This window comes from Streptomyces araujoniae (assembly GCF_050871195.1).
GTDB classification, from domain to species: Bacteria; Actinomycetota; Actinomycetes; order Streptomycetales; family Streptomycetaceae; genus Streptomyces; species Streptomyces bacillaris.
Map to the genome: position 1 here is coordinate 4,430,820 of NZ_CP194070.1, position 15,711 is coordinate 4,446,530.

Annotated in this window: 11 protein-coding genes; 5 read left to right on the forward strand and 6 right to left on the reverse strand. The window is 72.4% G+C overall.

All coding sequences use genetic code 11. From position 1 onward, the window contains the following. Window positions 1-232 precede the first annotated feature (232 nt). The 4 genes from ACQ9ZG_RS18995 to ACQ9ZG_RS19010 all read right to left on the reverse strand — a co-directional run bounded on the left by ACQ9ZG_RS18995 (window position 233) and on the right by ACQ9ZG_RS19010 (window position 5,163). Window positions 233-1,699 (reverse strand): GH1 family beta-glucosidase, encoded by a 1,467-nt coding sequence (locus tag ACQ9ZG_RS18995; RefSeq protein ID WP_109914105.1) that lies wholly within the window; start codon window positions 1,697-1,699, stop codon window positions 233-235. Window positions 1,700-1,810: 111 nt separating this feature from the next. Beyond that, a complete protein-coding gene (locus ACQ9ZG_RS19000) occupies window positions 1,811-2,722 on the reverse strand; it encodes a carbohydrate ABC transporter permease (protein WP_028419802.1) in 912 nt (303 codons plus the stop codon). Next, window positions 2,719-3,699: a carbohydrate ABC transporter permease gene (locus ACQ9ZG_RS19005; RefSeq protein ID WP_018489046.1), complete on the reverse strand. Its 981-nt coding sequence runs from the start codon at window positions 3,697-3,699 to the stop codon at window positions 2,719-2,721. Before ACQ9ZG_RS19005 ends, ACQ9ZG_RS19000 begins: the two co-directional genes overlap by 4 nt. Window positions 3,700-3,852: 153 nt before the next feature. Then, window positions 3,853-5,163, reverse strand: a complete 1,311-nt coding sequence (locus ACQ9ZG_RS19010) for an ABC transporter substrate-binding protein (protein ID WP_109914104.1) — start codon at window positions 5,161-5,163, stop codon at window positions 3,853-3,855. A 236-nt stretch (window positions 5,164-5,399) separates the two neighbouring features. Here ACQ9ZG_RS19010 and ACQ9ZG_RS19015 point away from each other — a divergent pair, with 236 nt between their 5' ends. Then, a complete protein-coding gene (locus tag ACQ9ZG_RS19015; protein ID WP_109914103.1) occupies window positions 5,400-8,240 on the forward strand; it encodes a glycosyl hydrolase in 2,841 nt (946 codons plus the stop codon). Window positions 8,241-8,464: 224 nt separating this feature from the next. On the opposite strand, the gene ACQ9ZG_RS19020 is transcribed toward ACQ9ZG_RS19015, so the two are convergent. After that, window positions 8,465-9,508 carry a LacI family DNA-binding transcriptional regulator gene (locus ACQ9ZG_RS19020; protein ID WP_018489049.1) on the reverse strand — a complete coding sequence of 348 codons (1,044 nt, stop codon included), beginning with the start codon at window positions 9,506-9,508 and terminating at the stop codon, window positions 8,465-8,467. 240 nt (window positions 9,509-9,748) lie between these two features. Here ACQ9ZG_RS19020 and ACQ9ZG_RS19025 point away from each other — a divergent pair, with 240 nt between their 5' ends. The 3 genes from ACQ9ZG_RS19025 (at window position 9,749) to ACQ9ZG_RS19035 (ending at window position 12,207) form a co-directional block, all read left to right on the forward strand. Further along, window positions 9,749-11,434 (forward strand): FG-GAP-like repeat-containing protein, encoded by a 1,686-nt coding sequence (locus ACQ9ZG_RS19025; protein ID WP_109914102.1) that lies wholly within the window; start codon window positions 9,749-9,751, stop codon window positions 11,432-11,434. Window positions 11,435-11,542: 108 nt separating this feature from the next. Then, entirely contained in the window at window positions 11,543-11,809 is a 267-nt protein-coding gene (locus ACQ9ZG_RS19030) for a hypothetical protein (protein WP_018489051.1), read from the forward strand. Window positions 11,810-11,952: 143 nt separating this feature from the next. Further along, a complete protein-coding gene (locus tag ACQ9ZG_RS19035; RefSeq protein ID WP_202537717.1) occupies window positions 11,953-12,207 on the forward strand; it encodes a hypothetical protein in 255 nt (84 codons plus the stop codon). A 417-nt stretch (window positions 12,208-12,624) separates the two neighbouring features. On the opposite strand, the gene ACQ9ZG_RS19040 is transcribed toward ACQ9ZG_RS19035, so the two are convergent. Further along, window positions 12,625-12,978 (reverse strand): PRC-barrel domain-containing protein, encoded by a 354-nt coding sequence (locus ACQ9ZG_RS19040; RefSeq protein ID WP_028419807.1) that lies wholly within the window; start codon window positions 12,976-12,978, stop codon window positions 12,625-12,627. 167 nt (window positions 12,979-13,145) lie between these two features. On the opposite strand from ACQ9ZG_RS19040, the gene ACQ9ZG_RS19045 reads away from it, so the two are divergent. Further along, entirely contained in the window at window positions 13,146-15,575 is a 2,430-nt protein-coding gene (locus ACQ9ZG_RS19045) for an ATP-binding protein (protein ID WP_109916162.1), read from the forward strand. Window positions 15,576-15,711 lie beyond the last annotated feature (136 nt).

Below are 15,711 nucleotides of genomic sequence, written 5' to 3' on the forward strand. Positions count from 1 at the left end.
CCGGCCGACTCCGCCGCCCTGGGGCCGGAGGCCCGGAGGCCCGGAGCTCCGGACCCCGAGGCCCATCAGGCCCCCGATGCCCGCCCCGGAGGCCCCAAGGCCCCGTGGCCCGCAGGCCCATCAGGCCCCCGACGCCCCGGCGCCCGCCCCGGAGGCCCCAAGGCCAGAAGGCCCCGACGCCCGCCCCGGAGGCCCCAAGGCCCCGCCGCCCCGAGCCCGGTCCCCAGGCCCCTCAGCCCTCCGCCGTCACCCCGCCCCGCGCGATGACGTCCGCGTACCAGCGCGCGCTGTCCTTCGGCGTCCGGCGCTGCGACGCGAAGTCCACGTGCACGATGCCGAACCGCTTGCTGTAGCCGTACGCCCACTCGAAGTTGTCCAGCAGCGACCACAGGAAGTACCCGCGTACGTCGACCCCGTCCTCGATCGCCCGGTGCACCGCCCCCAGGTGCGCGTCCAGGTACGCCACCCGCTCCGGGTCGTGGACCTGGCCCTCCGGGTCCGCGTAGTCGTCGTACGCCGCCCCGTTCTCGGTCACCAGCAGCGGCAGGCCCGGGAGTTCGTCGCGCAGGCGGGTCAGCAGTTCGTACAGGCCGTCCGCGTCCACCGGCCAGTCCATCGCCGTGCGCGGGCCCTCCGCCGGGGTGAACGCCACGTGCTCCTCGGCCCCCGCCCAGGGGGAGGGCGACTCGGAGCTGCCCGCCGAAACCACGCTCGGGGAGTAGTAGTTGATGCCCAGCGAGTCGATCGGGGTCGACGTGACCTCCAGGTCACCCGCCTTCACGAACGACCAGTCCGTCACCGCCGCCGTGTCCGCCACCAGGTCCTCCGGAAGCCGCCCGTGGAAGACCGGGTCCAGGAAGATCCGGTTCGCCACCGCGTCGATCCTCCGCACCGCGTCCCGGTCGGCGTCGGTGTCCGTCAGCGGGCGCAGCGCGTGGAGGTTCAGGGTGAGGGAGATCTCCGCCGTGGACGGGAGGCGGTCGCGCAGGACCCGGGTCGCCCCGCCGTGCGCCAGGTTGAAGTGGTGCGCCGCGCGCAGAGCGGCCAGGTCGCTGGTCCGGCCGGGGGCGTGGACCCCGTTCCCGTACCCGAGGAACGCCCCGCACCAGGGCTCGTTGAGCGTCGTCCACGTCGAGACCCGGTCGCCCAGCGCCCCCGCCACCAGGCCCGCGTACTCCGCGAACCGGTGCGCCGTGTCCCGCTCCGGCCAGCCGCCCGCGTCCTCCAGCTCCTGCGGCAGGTCCCAGTGGTAGAGCGTCGCGACCGGTCTGATGCCCGCACCCAGCAGCTCGTCCACCAGGCGGCGGTAGAAGTCGAGGCCGCGCTCGACCGCCGGGCCCCGGCCGGTCGGCTGGACCCGGGGCCAGGAGACCGAGAACCGGTAGTCCGTGACGCCCAGTTCCTTCATCAGCCGGACGTCCTCGGGCATCCGGTGCAGGTGGTCGGCGGCGATGTCCCCGGTGTCGCCGTTGCGGACCTTGCCGGGGGTGCGGCTGAAGGTGTCCCAGATGGACGGCGTACGGCCGTCCTCCGTGGCCCCGCCCTCGATCTGGTACGCGGCGGTGGCCGTGCCCCACCGGAATCCGGCCGGGAAGCGGAGCACCGTGCCGGCCTCCGGGCGGGGGGCCGCGGAGGCGTCCGTGGCGGATTCCACGCGGGCACCCGCCGTGGATTCCGGGCGTGCGTCGACAGCTGTCATGAGATGGACTCTCCAGATGTGAGGGGAGGACGTCAGGGGAGGGGAGGGGAGGGAGGGGAGAGGGGGAGAAAGGGAGAGAAGGGGACGGGGAGCGACCTGGAACCGGTCGCCTCAGCCCTTCACCGCGCCCTGCATGATCCCGCCGACGATCTGCCGGCCGAGCAGGCCGAACACCAGCAGCACCGGCAGCGTGCCCAGCAGCGTGCCCGCCATGATCACCGACTGGTCGTTGACATAGCCGCCGCCCAGCTGCCGCAGCGCCACCTGCACGGTCGGCTCCTGCGAGGAGAGCGCGATGATCGGCCAGAAGAAGTCGTTCCACGCCGTCATGAACGTGAGCATCCCCAGCACCGCCATCCCCGGCCGTGCGATCGGGATCACGATCGACCAGAAGATGCGGGCCGTGGAGGCCCCGTCCACCCGGGCCGCCTCGATCAGTTCGTCCGGCAGCGACTGCACCAGGTACTGGCGCATGAAGAAGACCCCGAAGGCCGAGACCAGGCCCGGCAGGATCACCGCCTGGAGCTGGTTCACCCACTGGAGTTCGGCGATCAGCATGAAGAGCGGGATCACCCCGAGCTGCGGCGGGATCATCATCGTCCCGATCGTCAGCGTCAGCAGCGCGTTCCGGCCCTTGAACTTCAGCTTGGCGAAGGCGAAGCCGGCCAGGGTGCAGCAGAGCACCGTGCCGATCGTGATCGACGACGACACGATCAGCGAGTTCAGCAGCGCCTTGCCGATGTCCGCCTCTTCGAGGACCTGCTCGAAGTTCTTGATCAGGTTCGGGCCCGGCAGCAGGCTCGGCGGCACCTTCGCCATGTCCGCGTTGGACCGGCTGGCCGTCACGATCGTCCAGTAGAAGGGGAACGCCGAGAGGAGCAGGGCGAAGCCGAGGATGAGGTACGAGAGCCAGCCGCCCTTCATCGTCCGGCCCGCGCCCCCCTTGCGTACCCGCTTCCCGGGAGAGGTCTGGAGCGGGCCGTCCTTCTCGGGGGCCGTCGGCGGTGCGGCGAGCGCGGTCATCGGCCGGCCTCCTTGCGAGCGCGGCGGCGCACGATCAGGGCGTTGACCCCGACGAGCACCACGATCACGACGAACATCACCCAGGCGATGGCCGCGGCCCGGCCCAGGTGGAAGAAACCCCAGCCCTGTTCGTACATGTACAGGCCGAGCGTCTGGTACTGGTGCGAGATACCGCCCGAGATCGAACCCTCGAACAGCAGCGGCTCACCGAAGAGCTGGGTCGCCCCGATCGTCGAGATGATGACCGTGAAGATGATCGTGGGGCGCAGTCCCGGCAGCGTGACGTGGATGAACTGGCGCCAGCGCGAGGCCCCGTCCATCTCCGCCGCCTCGTACAGCTCGTGCGGGATCGACTGCATCCCCGCCAGGTAGATCAGCGCGTTGTACCCCGTCCACCGCCAGATCACGATCGTCGACACCGCGATCTGCGAGGCGACCGTGCCCGTCTGCCAGTCCACCGGGTCGAACCCGACCAGCCCCAGCGCGTAGTTGATCAGCCCGAAGTCCCGGCCGAAGAGCTGCGCGAAGACCAGCGTGGCAGCGGCGACGGAGGTCGCGTACGGGAGCAGGATCGCCGTCCGGATGAATGTCCGCCCGCGCAGCTTGTAGTTGAGCAGGTGCGCGAGGCCCAGCGCCATCGCGAGCTGCGGGACCGTGGACAGCACGCCGATGGTGAACGTGTTGCGCAGCGAGATCCAGAAGTACTCGTCGGTGAAGAGCGCCGTGTAGTTGGCGATGCCCCGCCACTCCATCTCGCCGCTCGTCTGGAGTTCGACCCGGTAGAGGGAGACGAACGCCGTGTAGAGGAGCGGGAAGAGGCCGAAGGCGAGGAAGAGGGTGAAGAAGGGGGCGATGTAGGCGTACGGCGATGCCTTGCGCCAGGTACGCCGGAGCGTTGCAGCCCGGCCGTCGTCGGGCCCGGGTCCGGTTCCGGCGGGGCGGCTGGGCCCCGCCTTCGCGGTGGCGGTGAGGGACACGGTGCGGCCCTTCGGGGTCGGGGGCGATCAGTTGCGGGGAGGAGGGGACGGAGAGGGAGGTGTACGGGAGCGGGGCCGGTCCACCGTCGTGCGCACCGGTGGACCGGCCCCAGGAGAGACGGGGGAGGGGAGGAGGAGCGGTGTGGACCGGGGTCAGCCGATCACGTTCGCCACGCCCTTCTTCGCCGTCTCCCACGCCTTCTCCGACGAGACGCCCTTCCGCTCGACCTCGCTCAGCGCGTTGGTCAGCTGCTGCATCACGTTCTGGTCGTGGACGCCCAGCACCTGCACCGGGGACTCCTTGGCCGCGTCACCGAAGATCTGGCCGATCGGGGCGTTGGAGAAGTACTCGTCCTTGGCGTCCGCGATCTGCTCGATGGTGCCGGTGGCGGAGGGGAAGTTGCCCTGCTTCTGGAAGACCTTCGCCTGCTGCTCGGGGGCGGTCAGCCACTCGATCAGCTGGTACGCCTCCTTCTTGTGCTTGGCCGCACGCGGGATGGAGAGGTACGAGCCGCCCCAGTTGCCGGCCCCGCCGGGCAGCTTGGCGATGTCCCACTTGCCCTTGCCCGCGTCACCGGCCTGGCCCTTGACGTAGCCGAGCATCCAGGCCGGGCAGGGGATCGTGGCGAACGAACCGGCTGCGAACGCCTGGTTCCACTGCGGGGACCACTGGTCGAGCTTGGCGCTCAGGTCCGCCTCGGCCGCCGCCACGGAGGTGTCCCAGGCCTTCTTGACCGCGGGGTTCTTGTCGTAGATCAGCTCGCCGGAGGCGTCGTAGTAACGCTCCTTCTCCTGGCCGATCATGATCGCGTAGAGCGAGCCGACGCTGTCCAGCCAGGCGCTCTTGGCGGGGGCCTTCTTCTTGTACTCCTTGCCCAGCTCCAGGTAGCCCTCCCACGTGGACCACTTCTTCGCGAGCTCCTCGCGGTCCGTGGGCAGCCCGGCCTGCTCGAAGAGGTCGGTGCGGTAGCACATCGCCTCGGGGCCGACGTCGGTGCCGAGGCCGAGGATCTTGCCGTCCTCGGTGGTCGCCGCCTGCCACTTGGACTCGGCGAACTCGCCCTTGAGCTTGTCGGCGCCGAATTCCTTCAGGTCCTGGAACTTGTCGGACTGCTGCTGGGTGACCGAGGCGATCCGGCCCACCTCCACCCCCTGCACGTCCGCGAGCCCGCCGCCGCCCGCCAGGCGGGTCTGGAGCGACTTCCAGTAGTCGACCTCGTCCTGGGTGTCGCTCTGCTTGATCGTCACGTTCGGGTGGAGCTTCTGGTACTCCTCGTAGAGTCCGGCCTCCTTGAAGCCGAAGGACCCGAAGAGGTCGATCGTGAGCGTGATCTTCCCGCCCGCGCTGCCGGAGTCGTCCGACGAGTCGCCGGATCCGGATCCACAGGCGGCGAGGAGGGCCCCGGCGAGGACGACCGCGCCGAGGCGGACGCTGGCTCTCTTGGCGGCTCGGGCGATGGGCATGGGAAGCCTCCCTTGGCTCCGGGATGAACCGAGCGCGTTGAGAGCGCTCTCAAAACCTGCGTCTGGAGCGTCCCCCACCACCCCCGCCCCGTCAAGACTCGAACGCATAACAGGTTGGCGTTACATCCGGTCGCCGTCCAACTGCCTCTCGTGCGCCATCTCTTGACACTCACGTTTCAGGAGTTTTACGTTCCTTGACACTTGAGAGCGCTCTCGAACGCGCTCTTCGCCCCCCCATGATCGAGGTGCTGCTCGTGCAAGCCTCCCTCTCCAGACTCGTCTCCCGAACCGGAGCCAGACCCGCTGCCGCCGCGCTCCTGGCCGCCGCACTGGCCGCCGTGACCCTGGGCCCCGCCGCCTCCCCCGCGGCCGCCGCCACCATCCCCGCCGGTGCCGGCAGCTACACCGACTCCCGCCCCGCCGGTACCCAGGGCCCGACGACGAACACCGGCGCCCCGGTCACCCCCAAGGTGACCGCCGCCGCCCGGAACAACCCGGTCCCGACCAACGACTGGTGGTCCTCGCTCGCCTTCCAGCGCTACGGCGACAACCCGTACTCCACCCCCATGTACGGGCACCCGCTCACCTACCAGGCCAAGGCCTCCGGCCTGGAGGTCGGCTACCCGACCACGCCCGCGATCGTCGGGGACGGCCGCCAGTACGAGTACGCCCACAAGGCCGACCTCACCGTCGGCCTCACCGGCCTGAACTCCCCGGACACCAAGGCCGACGCCTGGTCCGACTGGACGGTCACCCCCTACTGGGCGGACGGCTCCCGCACCTTCCGGGCCACCATCGGCCACGGCATGCCGTTCGTGTACGCCAAGGGGTCCGGCGGCGACGCACGGATCACGACCGCCTCCACGCCCACGGTCTTCTCCAACCAGGGCAACGTCGTCGGCATCACGGTCGCCGGGCACCACTACGCCCTCTTCGCGCCGACCGGGTCGAACTGGAACATCTCCGGCACCACGATCACCGCCGGGCTGGGCTCCAAGGACTACTTCTCCCTCGCCGTGCTCCCCTCCACGGACGCGCTGGCCACCTACCGGAAGTACGCCTTCAGCTTCGTCACCGGCTCCCAGGTGTCCTGGCAGACCACCGGCGGCAACGTGCGGGCGACCTACACCCTGACCACGGAGGCCCGGGAGGGCACCGAGCGCGGCACGCTCCAGGCGCTCTACCGCCACCAGTGGCTGCACACGACCGACGCGCTGACCCCGTACACGTACGTCTCGCCGCGCGGCACGATGAAGGTGCGCGAGTCCGCCTCCTTCACCACCAGCCAGCGCAACAACGGCGTGGTGCCCGCGCTGCCCGTCTCCGACGGCGTCGACCGGGCCCGGCTGACCGGTTATCTCAACGAGGTCGCCAACGCCTCCGACCCGTTCTCGGGCGCCACGGACACCTACTGGACCGGCAAGGCGCTCGGCCGGCTCGCCCAGCTGGTGCCCGTCGCCGACCAGATCGGCCAGACCGCCACCCGCGACAAGCTCCTCGGCCTGATGAAGGGCCGCCTCCAGGAGTGGTTCACGGCGGGCGGGGCCAGTGAGTTCAGCTACGACAAGGACTGGAAGACCCTCACCGGCTACCCGGCCTCGTACGGCAGCGACACCGAACTCAACGACCACCACTTCCACTACAGCTACTACGTCTACGCGGCGGCGATCATCGCCCAGTACGACCAGGCCTGGGCGGCCGACTCGGCCTGGGGCACGATGGTCAAGCACCTCATCCGCGACACCGCCAACCCCAGCCGTACCGACTCCGCCTACCCCTTCCTGCGCGGCTTCGACATCTACGCGGGCCACAGCTGGGCCTCCGGCCACCAGGGCTTCGCCGCGGGCAACAACCAGGAGTCCTCGTCGGAGTCCATCAACCTCAGCGCCGCACTGGTGCTCTGGGGCTCGGCCATGGGCGACAACTCCCTCCGTGACCTCGGCAGTTACCTGCTGACGACCGAGTCCGAGGCGATCACCCAGTACTGGTTCGACGCGAACGAGCAGGTCTTCCCCTCCTCCTTCCGCCACGACACCGTCGGCATGGTCTGGGGCAGCGGCGGCGCCTACGCCACCTGGTGGACCGCCAACCCGGAGGAGATCCACGGCATCAACGTCCTCCCCGTGACCGGTGGTTCACTCCACCTGGCCCGCGAGAAGGCGGCCATCAAGCGGAACATCGCCGAGATGGAGCGCGAGAACGGCGGACCGGCCCAGGAGTGGCGCGACCTCCTCTGGGAGTTCGAGGCGCTGGCCGACCCGGCCTCCGCGAAGGCCAAGTGGGACGGGGTGAACGGGAACTACACCCCCGAGCAGGGTGAGTCCAAGGCGCACACCTACCACTGGATCAACACCCTGAACGCGGTCGGCGCACCGGAGATGACGGTCAGCGGGGACATCCCGACCTCGGCCGTGTTCTCCAAGAACGGCACCCGCACCTACACCGCCCACAACCACGGATCCTCGACCCGTACGGTGACGTTCTCCGACGGCAAGACCCTGTCCGTGCCCGCCCGTTCGACGGCCGTCAGCACGGGCCCCGGCGGCAGCGACCCCGGCAACCCGGACCCCGGCAACCCCGACCCGGGCAACCCGTCCACGGGCAACACCTTCCGCCTCAAGACCGGTGGCGTCCTCACCACGGCGACCACCGACCCGGCCGGCGCCGACACCATCGCCTCGGCCGACGGGGTCAACCGGGACGGCACCCCGTACCGCCCGACCGTCTACGAGATCAAGCGGGTCAACGGCAAGGTCTCCGCCGGCGCCGCCACCGCGTTCCGCCTCCGGGTCGACGCGGGCACCAGGGTCGGGCTCGCCCCGCAGGTCCGGGTCAGCTACGACCTGACCGGCGACGGCACCTTCGACCGCATCGAGACCTTCCGCTACTTCGCCACCGACCCGGTCAACGGGTGGGAGGAGTACACGCAGGCGGCGGGCGTCCGGGCCACCACCGGCAGCCTGGGCGAGCTGAAGAACGGCACCGTCCGCCTGGAGATCTGGAACGCGCTCGGCAACGGCACCTCCCAGGTCCAGACGGGCACGGACGCGGCGGTGCTCAGGATCCCGTACGTCTAGACGGACGGCGAGAACCATCCCGTACGTGTAGGCGCGACGGAGGAGAACATTCCGTACGTGTGGACATGACGGTGAAGAACATCCCGCAGGTGTGAACAGCTCGACTGCGGGCACGATCGGTGCGGCGGGTCTCCGGCTCCTCAGGGCGGCGGCCCGCCGTACTCATGCGCCCAGGGGCCGCCGTACGCGCGCCTGCGCCCCGGGCGTCACGCCGAGGCCGGGCGTCACGCCGAGGCGCGGCGTACCAGCGTGGTCGGGGTGATCACCGACTCCGGCGCCGGGCCGTTCCCCGTACGGTCGCGGTCCAGGCCGCGCAGGAGCAGCCGGGCCATCAGCCGGCCCTGGGCCTCGATGTCCTGGTTGACGGTGGTCAGCGGCGGGTCCGTCGTCCCCGCCACCGAGTCCATGTCGTCGAACCCGACCAGCGCCACCTGCTCCGGCACGGCCACCCCGCGCTCCCGCAGGACCCGCAGCGCGCCCGAGGCCATCAGGTCGTTGGCGACGAAGACCGCGTCCAGGTCGGGGCGCCGGTCCAGCAGCTCGGCCATCGCCCGCTCCCCGCTCTCCACCGTGAACGCCCCCTCGGCCACGAGCGTCGGGTCCACATCGACGAGCACGTCCCGGTAGCCGTCGAGGCGGTCCAGCGCGGAGGTCTGGTCGGGCGGCCCGCCGATGTGCGCGATCCGCTGCCGCCCGAGGTCCCGCAGATACCGCACGGCGAGCCGGGCCCCGCCCCGGTTGTCGGCGTCGACATACGGAACGGCCTGGTCACCCGGGTCGGCGGTCCAGCTGGGCCGGCCCCCGAACACCGTCGGAATCCCCGCCCGCCGGGTGATCGCGGGCAGCGGGTCGTCCGTGTGCAGGGAGAAGGCGAGCGCCCCGTCCACATGGCCGCCGGAGAGATAGCGCGCGATCCGGTCGAAGTCCCCGGGCCCCTCCACCAGCAGCAGGACGAGCTGGGTGTCGTGGGCGGTCAGCTCCTTGCTGATGCCCCGGATCTGCTGCGAGAAGAAGGGGTCCGAGAAGATCCGTATCTCCGGCTCGGCGATCACGACGGCCACCGCGCCCGTCCGCCGGGTCACCAGGGTCCGGGCCGCGTGGTTGGGGATGTAGCCCAGCTCGTCGACCGCCTGGAGCACCTTGTCCACCAGCGGCTTGCGGACGCCGTCGCCCCCGTTGACGACCCGGGAGGCGGTGGCCCGGGAGACCCCCGCGCGCGCCGCGACGGCTTCCAGGGTGGGCCGGGATCCGGGGGACTGCTCGGGCAAGGCGGTCGCTCCTCGTCGACGGGGGCGGCGACACGCGGGCCGTCGCCGGATCGTCTACAGCCTAGCGCCGGGACGGGCGGGGACCGGGGGCGCTTCCGGTCCGTGCGGGGGCGGGACTTCGGCGACGACCCTTCATACTTCACATGATCATCACATCCGGGCGGCCGAGCGCCCGGGTGTCCGAGTTCCGAGTTCCGGATTCCGAATCCGGGTCCGAGTCCGAGTCGTAGGGGTGGGGCCTTGAGAGCACTGCACAGAGTCCGCGGCGGCGCGGCCGTCCGGCTGGCCGTCGGCATGGCCCTGCTCGTGGCAGCGGTGGGGGTGGCGGGGAGCGGGCAGAAGGTGGCGGCCGACCCGGCGCCACCGACCCCGGTGCGTACCGTCTCGTACAACGCCTGCGGGGCGCACACCTGCCAGAACACCGTGGACGACGCCGACACCTGGGCCGCGAAGTTCCGGTCGCGGATGGAGGCCGAGGGCGGGCCCGCCGACGTGATCGCGCTCCAGGAGATGTGCACGGGGCAGTACGAGGCCCTGCGGAAGCTGCTGGTCGGCTACACCGCGCACTGGGCCGGTGAGCAGGAGCCCCCGGGGTGCGCGCGGTGGGGCGGCAGTTCGACGAAGTTCGGGCAGGTGCTCTTCGTGAAGGGGGAGAGCGCGGACTTCACCGCGTACCGGGCCCTGGCCGACCCCGCGGAGACGTCGATCCCGCAGCAGCGGTGGATGCTCTGCCTCAAGGGCCCGATCGGCGGCCGGACCACCCTCGCCTGCGGCACCCATCTCTCCCCCTCGCTGCCCCTGAACGGGACGCCGGTCCTCCTCGCCAACATGGAGCGGTGGGCGGCGGGCGCCCCCGCACTGGTCACCGGAGACTTCAACGCCATCCCCAGCCACGCCGGGCTGGCACCGATGCGTACGGGACTGTGCGGTACGGGCCCGTTCGCCGAGGCCGACGCCGGGCGGAACGCCCCGACGGCCTACGCGACCGCCGCGCCGTTCACCTACCGGCTCAAGTACGACCACGCCTTCTTCGGCAGCCGGGACTTCACCCAGCTGCGGGCCCGGACCGCCGACATCGACCTGACGCCGGGTGAGGACCACAAGCTGGTGTGGGCGGAGGCCCGGCCGCTGGCCCGGACCGCGGTCCGCGTCCCGGGCGATCTGACCGGCGACCTCTGCCCGGACATGCTCGCCGTCCGCAAGGACGACACCCTCCGCCTCTACCCCGGGACGGGCCGGGGCACCTTCGGCTCCCCGCGCGTGATCGGCAGCGGGCCCGAGTGGAACGGCGCGGTGGTCAGCCACCGCGGCGACTGGGACGGCGACGGCCACGAGGACGTGGTGGCCCGCAAGGGCGATCAGCTGCTGCTCCACCGCAACACCGGCACCGGCGACCTCGCGCCGGGCGTCGTGATGAAGGTGTCCGAGACCGGCTGGGCCCACGCCTCCCCGGTCGCGGCGGGCGACGTCGACGGCGACGGCGGCCCCGACGTCCTGGCCACCAGCGCCACCGGCCTCTGGCTCCACCGGGGCCGGGTCGCGGCGGACGGCGGCTGGCTCTCCTTCAGCGCCGCGCGCATCGGCGGACCGGAGTGGAAGGAGTACGAGGTCCTCCTCCCCGGCGACACGGACGGTGACGGGAAGGCCGAGGTCTGGGCCCGGGACCCGGCGGGGGACGTCCGGCAGTACACCTACGACAGCGGTACGAAGAGCCTGGGCGCCCCCACCGCGCTCGGCACCCTGCCCCGGGGATCGCACCCGCTCGCGCTCTCCCTCGGTGACGCGGACGGGGACGGCCGGGCCGACCTCTGGACCACGACCTCGTCCGCCGGTCTCGTCTTCCACCCGGGCGGCACGCCGTTCGCGGAGGCGGGCGGGGTGACCGTGGGGACCGGCGGCTGGGGGTACTTCTCCCGGCTCGGGTGATGCCGGTGATTCCGGCCGGATGATTCCCGGGGCGCCTCCTCCGGGCCCGCCGCGCGTTGGACACGGTGGGCAGGCATTTGTCCCTGCCTGGAGTGGAAGGTGTGCGGCATGGAAGCGACAGAGCAGCGGCGCAAGGTGGCGGCCGACCGGGTGCGGGCGGCGGAGGACGCGGTGGCGCGGCTGAAGGAGGGGCTCGCCGGAGTGGGCGTGACCCTTCCTTCGCTGCGGGTCGACCCCGTCTCCTGCGCGGGCAACGAGCCGACGCCCCTCGTCGACCTGGGCCGCTGCAACATCGACACCGCGTTGCGGCTGTGCGAGGTGCTGGCGGAGCGTGCGAGCGGCCGTGAGGAGAGCGGTAGCGGGGAGCGGTCATGACGGCGGCCGGTGAGGGCGCCGGAGCGGGACCGTGTCCGCCGGGGCCGGGGCCCGGGCCGGGACGGGCGGTGCGGGCGCCGGGGGTGGGCGGGGACGCGGGGGCGGGGGCTGGTGCGGACGCGGGCCCGGACGCGGGAGCCGGGGTGCCTCCGCCCGAGCCGGTGCCGGTGGCCGGGGCGGGGGCGGCTGTGCCCGCGGCGGGAGCGTTCGCGGTGGACGGACGGGACGGGCGCGTCGGCCGGGTGCTGGAGCGGTCCGGGGACCTGGTGCGGTTGCGGCCGCCGGGCGGCGGGCCGGAGTGGGTCTGCCCGGCGGAGGACGTACAGCCGGCGTCCCCGGGCGAGGTGCTGCGGGCCCGGGTGACCGAGATCAACCGGGAGGGGCAGCTGCCGCGCTGAGCGGCGGGCTGCCGTGCGTACGGGACGGCGGGCTGCCGTGCGCACAGGACGGCGGGTCCGACCCCTCTTCGGGGTCGGACCCGCCGCCGTTCGGGGGCGTACGTGTGGCGCCTGGCTGCCGGACTCCCCGCTCCCGGCTTCCGGGGCGTGCGCGTGCGCGGGGCGATCGGAGGATCGGAGGATGCGCCGGGTCAGTCGACGAGCCGGGTCTGCGGGGCGTGCCGGGTCAGCCGACGTGCCGGTCTGCGGGGCGCGCCCGGTCCGTGGGACGTGCCGGGTCCGTGGGGCGTGCCAGGTCCGCGGGGCGTGCCGGGTCCGTGGGACGTGCCGGGTCAGTCGACGAGCCGGGTACGCGGGGCGTGCCCGGTCCGTGGGGCGGGCCCGGTCACGTGAGACGTGGGTCCCGCGAGGCGCCGGTCACATGATCCGGAAGGCCATGTAGTACGCGGAGACCTGGGCGTGGTAGCCCGGGTCCCCGGTCTGGCGGTGGCGGTCGAACTCCGGCGCGTCCTTCACCTGTTCCTTGGTGAGGTCCACGTACACCGTGCGGTTCTCCCCGTCGATCCGGCTGACCGTGCCCGCCGGGAGCAGGACGTCCTTGCCGAAGATCCAGGTTCCGGTGTCGACGAGCAGATAGGCGGATCCGGTCTCGTCGGAGTGCTTGTCCACCTTGCCGACGCTGCCGTCGGTCGCCTCCACGGAGTATCCGGAGAGATCGGTGCCCACGGTGTGACCGCTGGACGGCTGGTATCCCCACAGGGAGTCGTTCATGGTGGCCCCTTTCTCGAAGGTCGTTCTCGGCTCGGCCTTCCGTTCGGCTTCGGCTGCGCTCGGCGCCGCTGAATCGATCGGGTTCCCGGCATCGCCCCCTTTACACGCCGCGCGCCTCGGCTGGGGCACGATGGGTGTCCGGTGTGGCGGTGGACGGAGTGGCGACAGTGACGGACGAGGTACGGGGATGGCTCACCCCGAAGGCGGTGGCGGCCGAGGCCGGCGTGAGCCAGGAGTTCGACCTCTCCCAGTGCGTACGGGAGCCGATCCACCTGCTCGGCGGCGTCCAGTCGTACGGGGCCCTGATCGCCGCCCGGCTGCACGGGGCCGTGGTGGACACGGTGAGCCGGAACACGGGCGAGGTGCTGGGCTTGGCCCCCGAGGAGCTGGTGGGGCGGCCGGTCACGGAGCTGATCGGGGACGAGCAGTGGGCGCTGGCGCGGGAGGTCACGGAGGCGGCGCGACCGCCGGAGGGAGCCGCCGAGCCAGGGGCACCGGAAGGGTCCCCGCCCGGGCCCGCCGTCACCGGGGCGCCCGGTGGGGCCGCTGAGCCGTCGGGGCCCGTCGCGTCCGGGGTGTTCTCCCTCTCGCTGGAGCGGGACGGGCAGGCGCGGCTCTTCGACATGACCGTCCACCGGGCGGCCGACCTGCTGGTGCTGGAGTTCGAACCACGTTCCGCCGAGGGGCCGTTCGTGTTCCAGAACTTCTACCCCCGGGTGCGCAGCGCCCTGCACCGGCTCCAGGGCGCCGCCGACGTCACCGAGTGCTGCGCGGCCGCCGTCCGCGAGGTCCGGGCGCTCACCGGCTACGACCGGGTGGTGGCGTACCGGTTCGACGGCGCCGACGGACCCGGCCAGGTCATCGCGGAGGCGCGGGGGGAGGGGCGGGAGCCGTGGCTCGGGCTCTGGTTCCCGGCCAGCGACATCCCGCCGCAGGCCCGCCGCCTCTACACCCGCAACTGGATCCGGGTCATCGGGGACGTGGACGACGCGACCGTGGGGCTGCTGCCGGAGGTGCGGGAGGGGACCGGTGAGCCGCTGGACCTGTCGGGCTCGACCCTGCGTACCGTCTCCGGCTACCACCTGGAGTACCTGCGCAACATCGGTGTGGCCTCGTCCATGTCCGTATCGCTGCTGCACGAAAGGGAGTTGTGGGGGCTGATCGCCTGTCACGGGGACGCGCCCCGGCGGCTGACGCCCGAAGTCCGGGCCGCCTGCGAGTTCTTCGGGATCGCGCTGTCCCTGCAGCTGGCGGCGGTCGCCGAGCGCGAGCAGGTCGACGAGCTGTCCGGCTACCGGCGGGCACTCGCCACGCTGCTGGCCCGGCTCTCCTCCCAGGCGCCGGAGGCGCTGCTGCGCCCCGGCTCCGGGCTGGCCGAACTCCTGCACGCCGACGGTGCGTTGCTCCTGCGAGGTACGGAGGCGCTGGCTACGGGCGACCCGCTCCCCGCCGCGCTGCCGGGGCTGCTGGGGCAGCTGGCGGGCCCGGGTCCGAGTCCGGTGGGCGAGGTGTGGAGCAGCGACCGGGTGCCGGAGGTGCTGGGGCTCGACCCGGCGGAGGCGGAGGCGCGGGGGGTGCCGGCGGGCCTGCTCTTCCTGCCCCTCAACCGGGACGGCGATCTGCTCGCGTGGTGGCGCCGGGAGCGGCCCGCGTCCCGGGAGTGGGCGGCCGATCCGGCGCGTCCGGTGCAGACGGGGCCGGGCGGTGAGCGGCTGACCCCGCGCGGTTCGGCGGCCGTCTACCGGGCGACCGTGCGGGGGCGGAGCACGCCGTGGACCCCCGCCCAGCGGGCCGTCGCCGGGGAGCTGTGGCGGGAGATGTCGGGGCTGCTCAGCCGGCACATGGCGGAGCTGGAGGCACGCAACACCGAACTGGCCCGGACGAACGAGGACTTGGACTCCTTCGCGCATGCGGCGGCCCATGACCTGAAGGAGCCGTTGCGGGGCATCTCGAACGCCGCCGCCTTCATGGTCGAGGACGCCGGTGACGTACTGGACGCCACGTCGCTGCGCCGGCTCACCACCGTGCGCCGCCTCGCGGAGCGGATGGACGGGCTGCTCGACTCGCTGCTGCACTTCTCGCGGCTCGGTCAAGTGGGCCTGGAGCAGGAGCTGTTGGAGCTGGACGAGGTGGTGGACGACGCGCTGCTGGTCGCCGGTGACCGGCTGGCGGAGCAGGGCGTCACGGTCGTGCGCCCGGCGCCCCTGCCCCGGCTGCACGCGGACCGGGAGCGGCTGCGCGAGGTGCTGGAGAACCTGTTCGTCAACGCGGCCAAGTACGCGGTGGACGAGGCGGCGGCGGGGGAGCGGAGGGTCTGGGTGGAGGCGGTGCCGGTGGCCGGGCCGGACGGGGGCCGGGTGACCGCCGTCGTCGTACGGGACAACGGCATCGGCATCCCCGCCGAGCAGCAGGAGGACGTGCTCCAGCTCTTCCGGCGGCTGCACCGGCGCGACGAGCGGGGCGGCGGCTCGGGCGTGGGCCTCGCGGTGGTGAAGCGGATCGTGGAGCGCCACGGCGGACGGCTCTGGCTGGAGAGCCCGGCGCCCGCGCCCGGCGGCGGACCGGGGACGGCGGTGTGGTTCACCCTGGGCGGCTGAGCCCGGGGGCTGCCAGGAACCTCCAGAGGTTCGGGGCGGTCCAGGGGGCCGGAGGTTCGGGGTCGCCCGGGAACCTCCGTAGGTTCGGGGCGGTCCGGGGATCCGTAGGTTCGGGATCGCCCGGGAACTTCCGGAC

Excerpts from the sequence above, each read along its gene's own strand:
- ACQ9ZG_RS18995 (WP_109914105.1), bottom strand. The coding sequence starts at position 1,699 with ATGACAGCTGTCGACGCACGCCCGGAATCCACGGCGGGTGCCCGCGTG.
- ACQ9ZG_RS19000 (WP_028419802.1), bottom strand. The coding sequence starts at position 2,722 with ATGACCGCGCTCGCCGCACCGCCGACGGCCCCCGAGAAGGACGGCCCG.
- ACQ9ZG_RS19010 (WP_109914104.1), bottom strand. The coding sequence starts at position 5,163 with ATGCCCATCGCCCGAGCCGCCAAGAGAGCCAGCGTCCGCCTCGGCGCG.
- ACQ9ZG_RS19015 (WP_109914103.1), top strand. The coding sequence starts at position 5,400 with ATGATCGAGGTGCTGCTCGTGCAAGCCTCCCTCTCCAGACTCGTCTCC.
- ACQ9ZG_RS19030 (WP_018489051.1), top strand. The coding sequence starts at position 11,543 with ATGGAAGCGACAGAGCAGCGGCGCAAGGTGGCGGCCGACCGGGTGCGG.
- ACQ9ZG_RS19040 (WP_028419807.1), bottom strand. The coding sequence starts at position 12,978 with ATGAACGACTCCCTGTGGGGATACCAGCCGTCCAGCGGTCACACCGTG.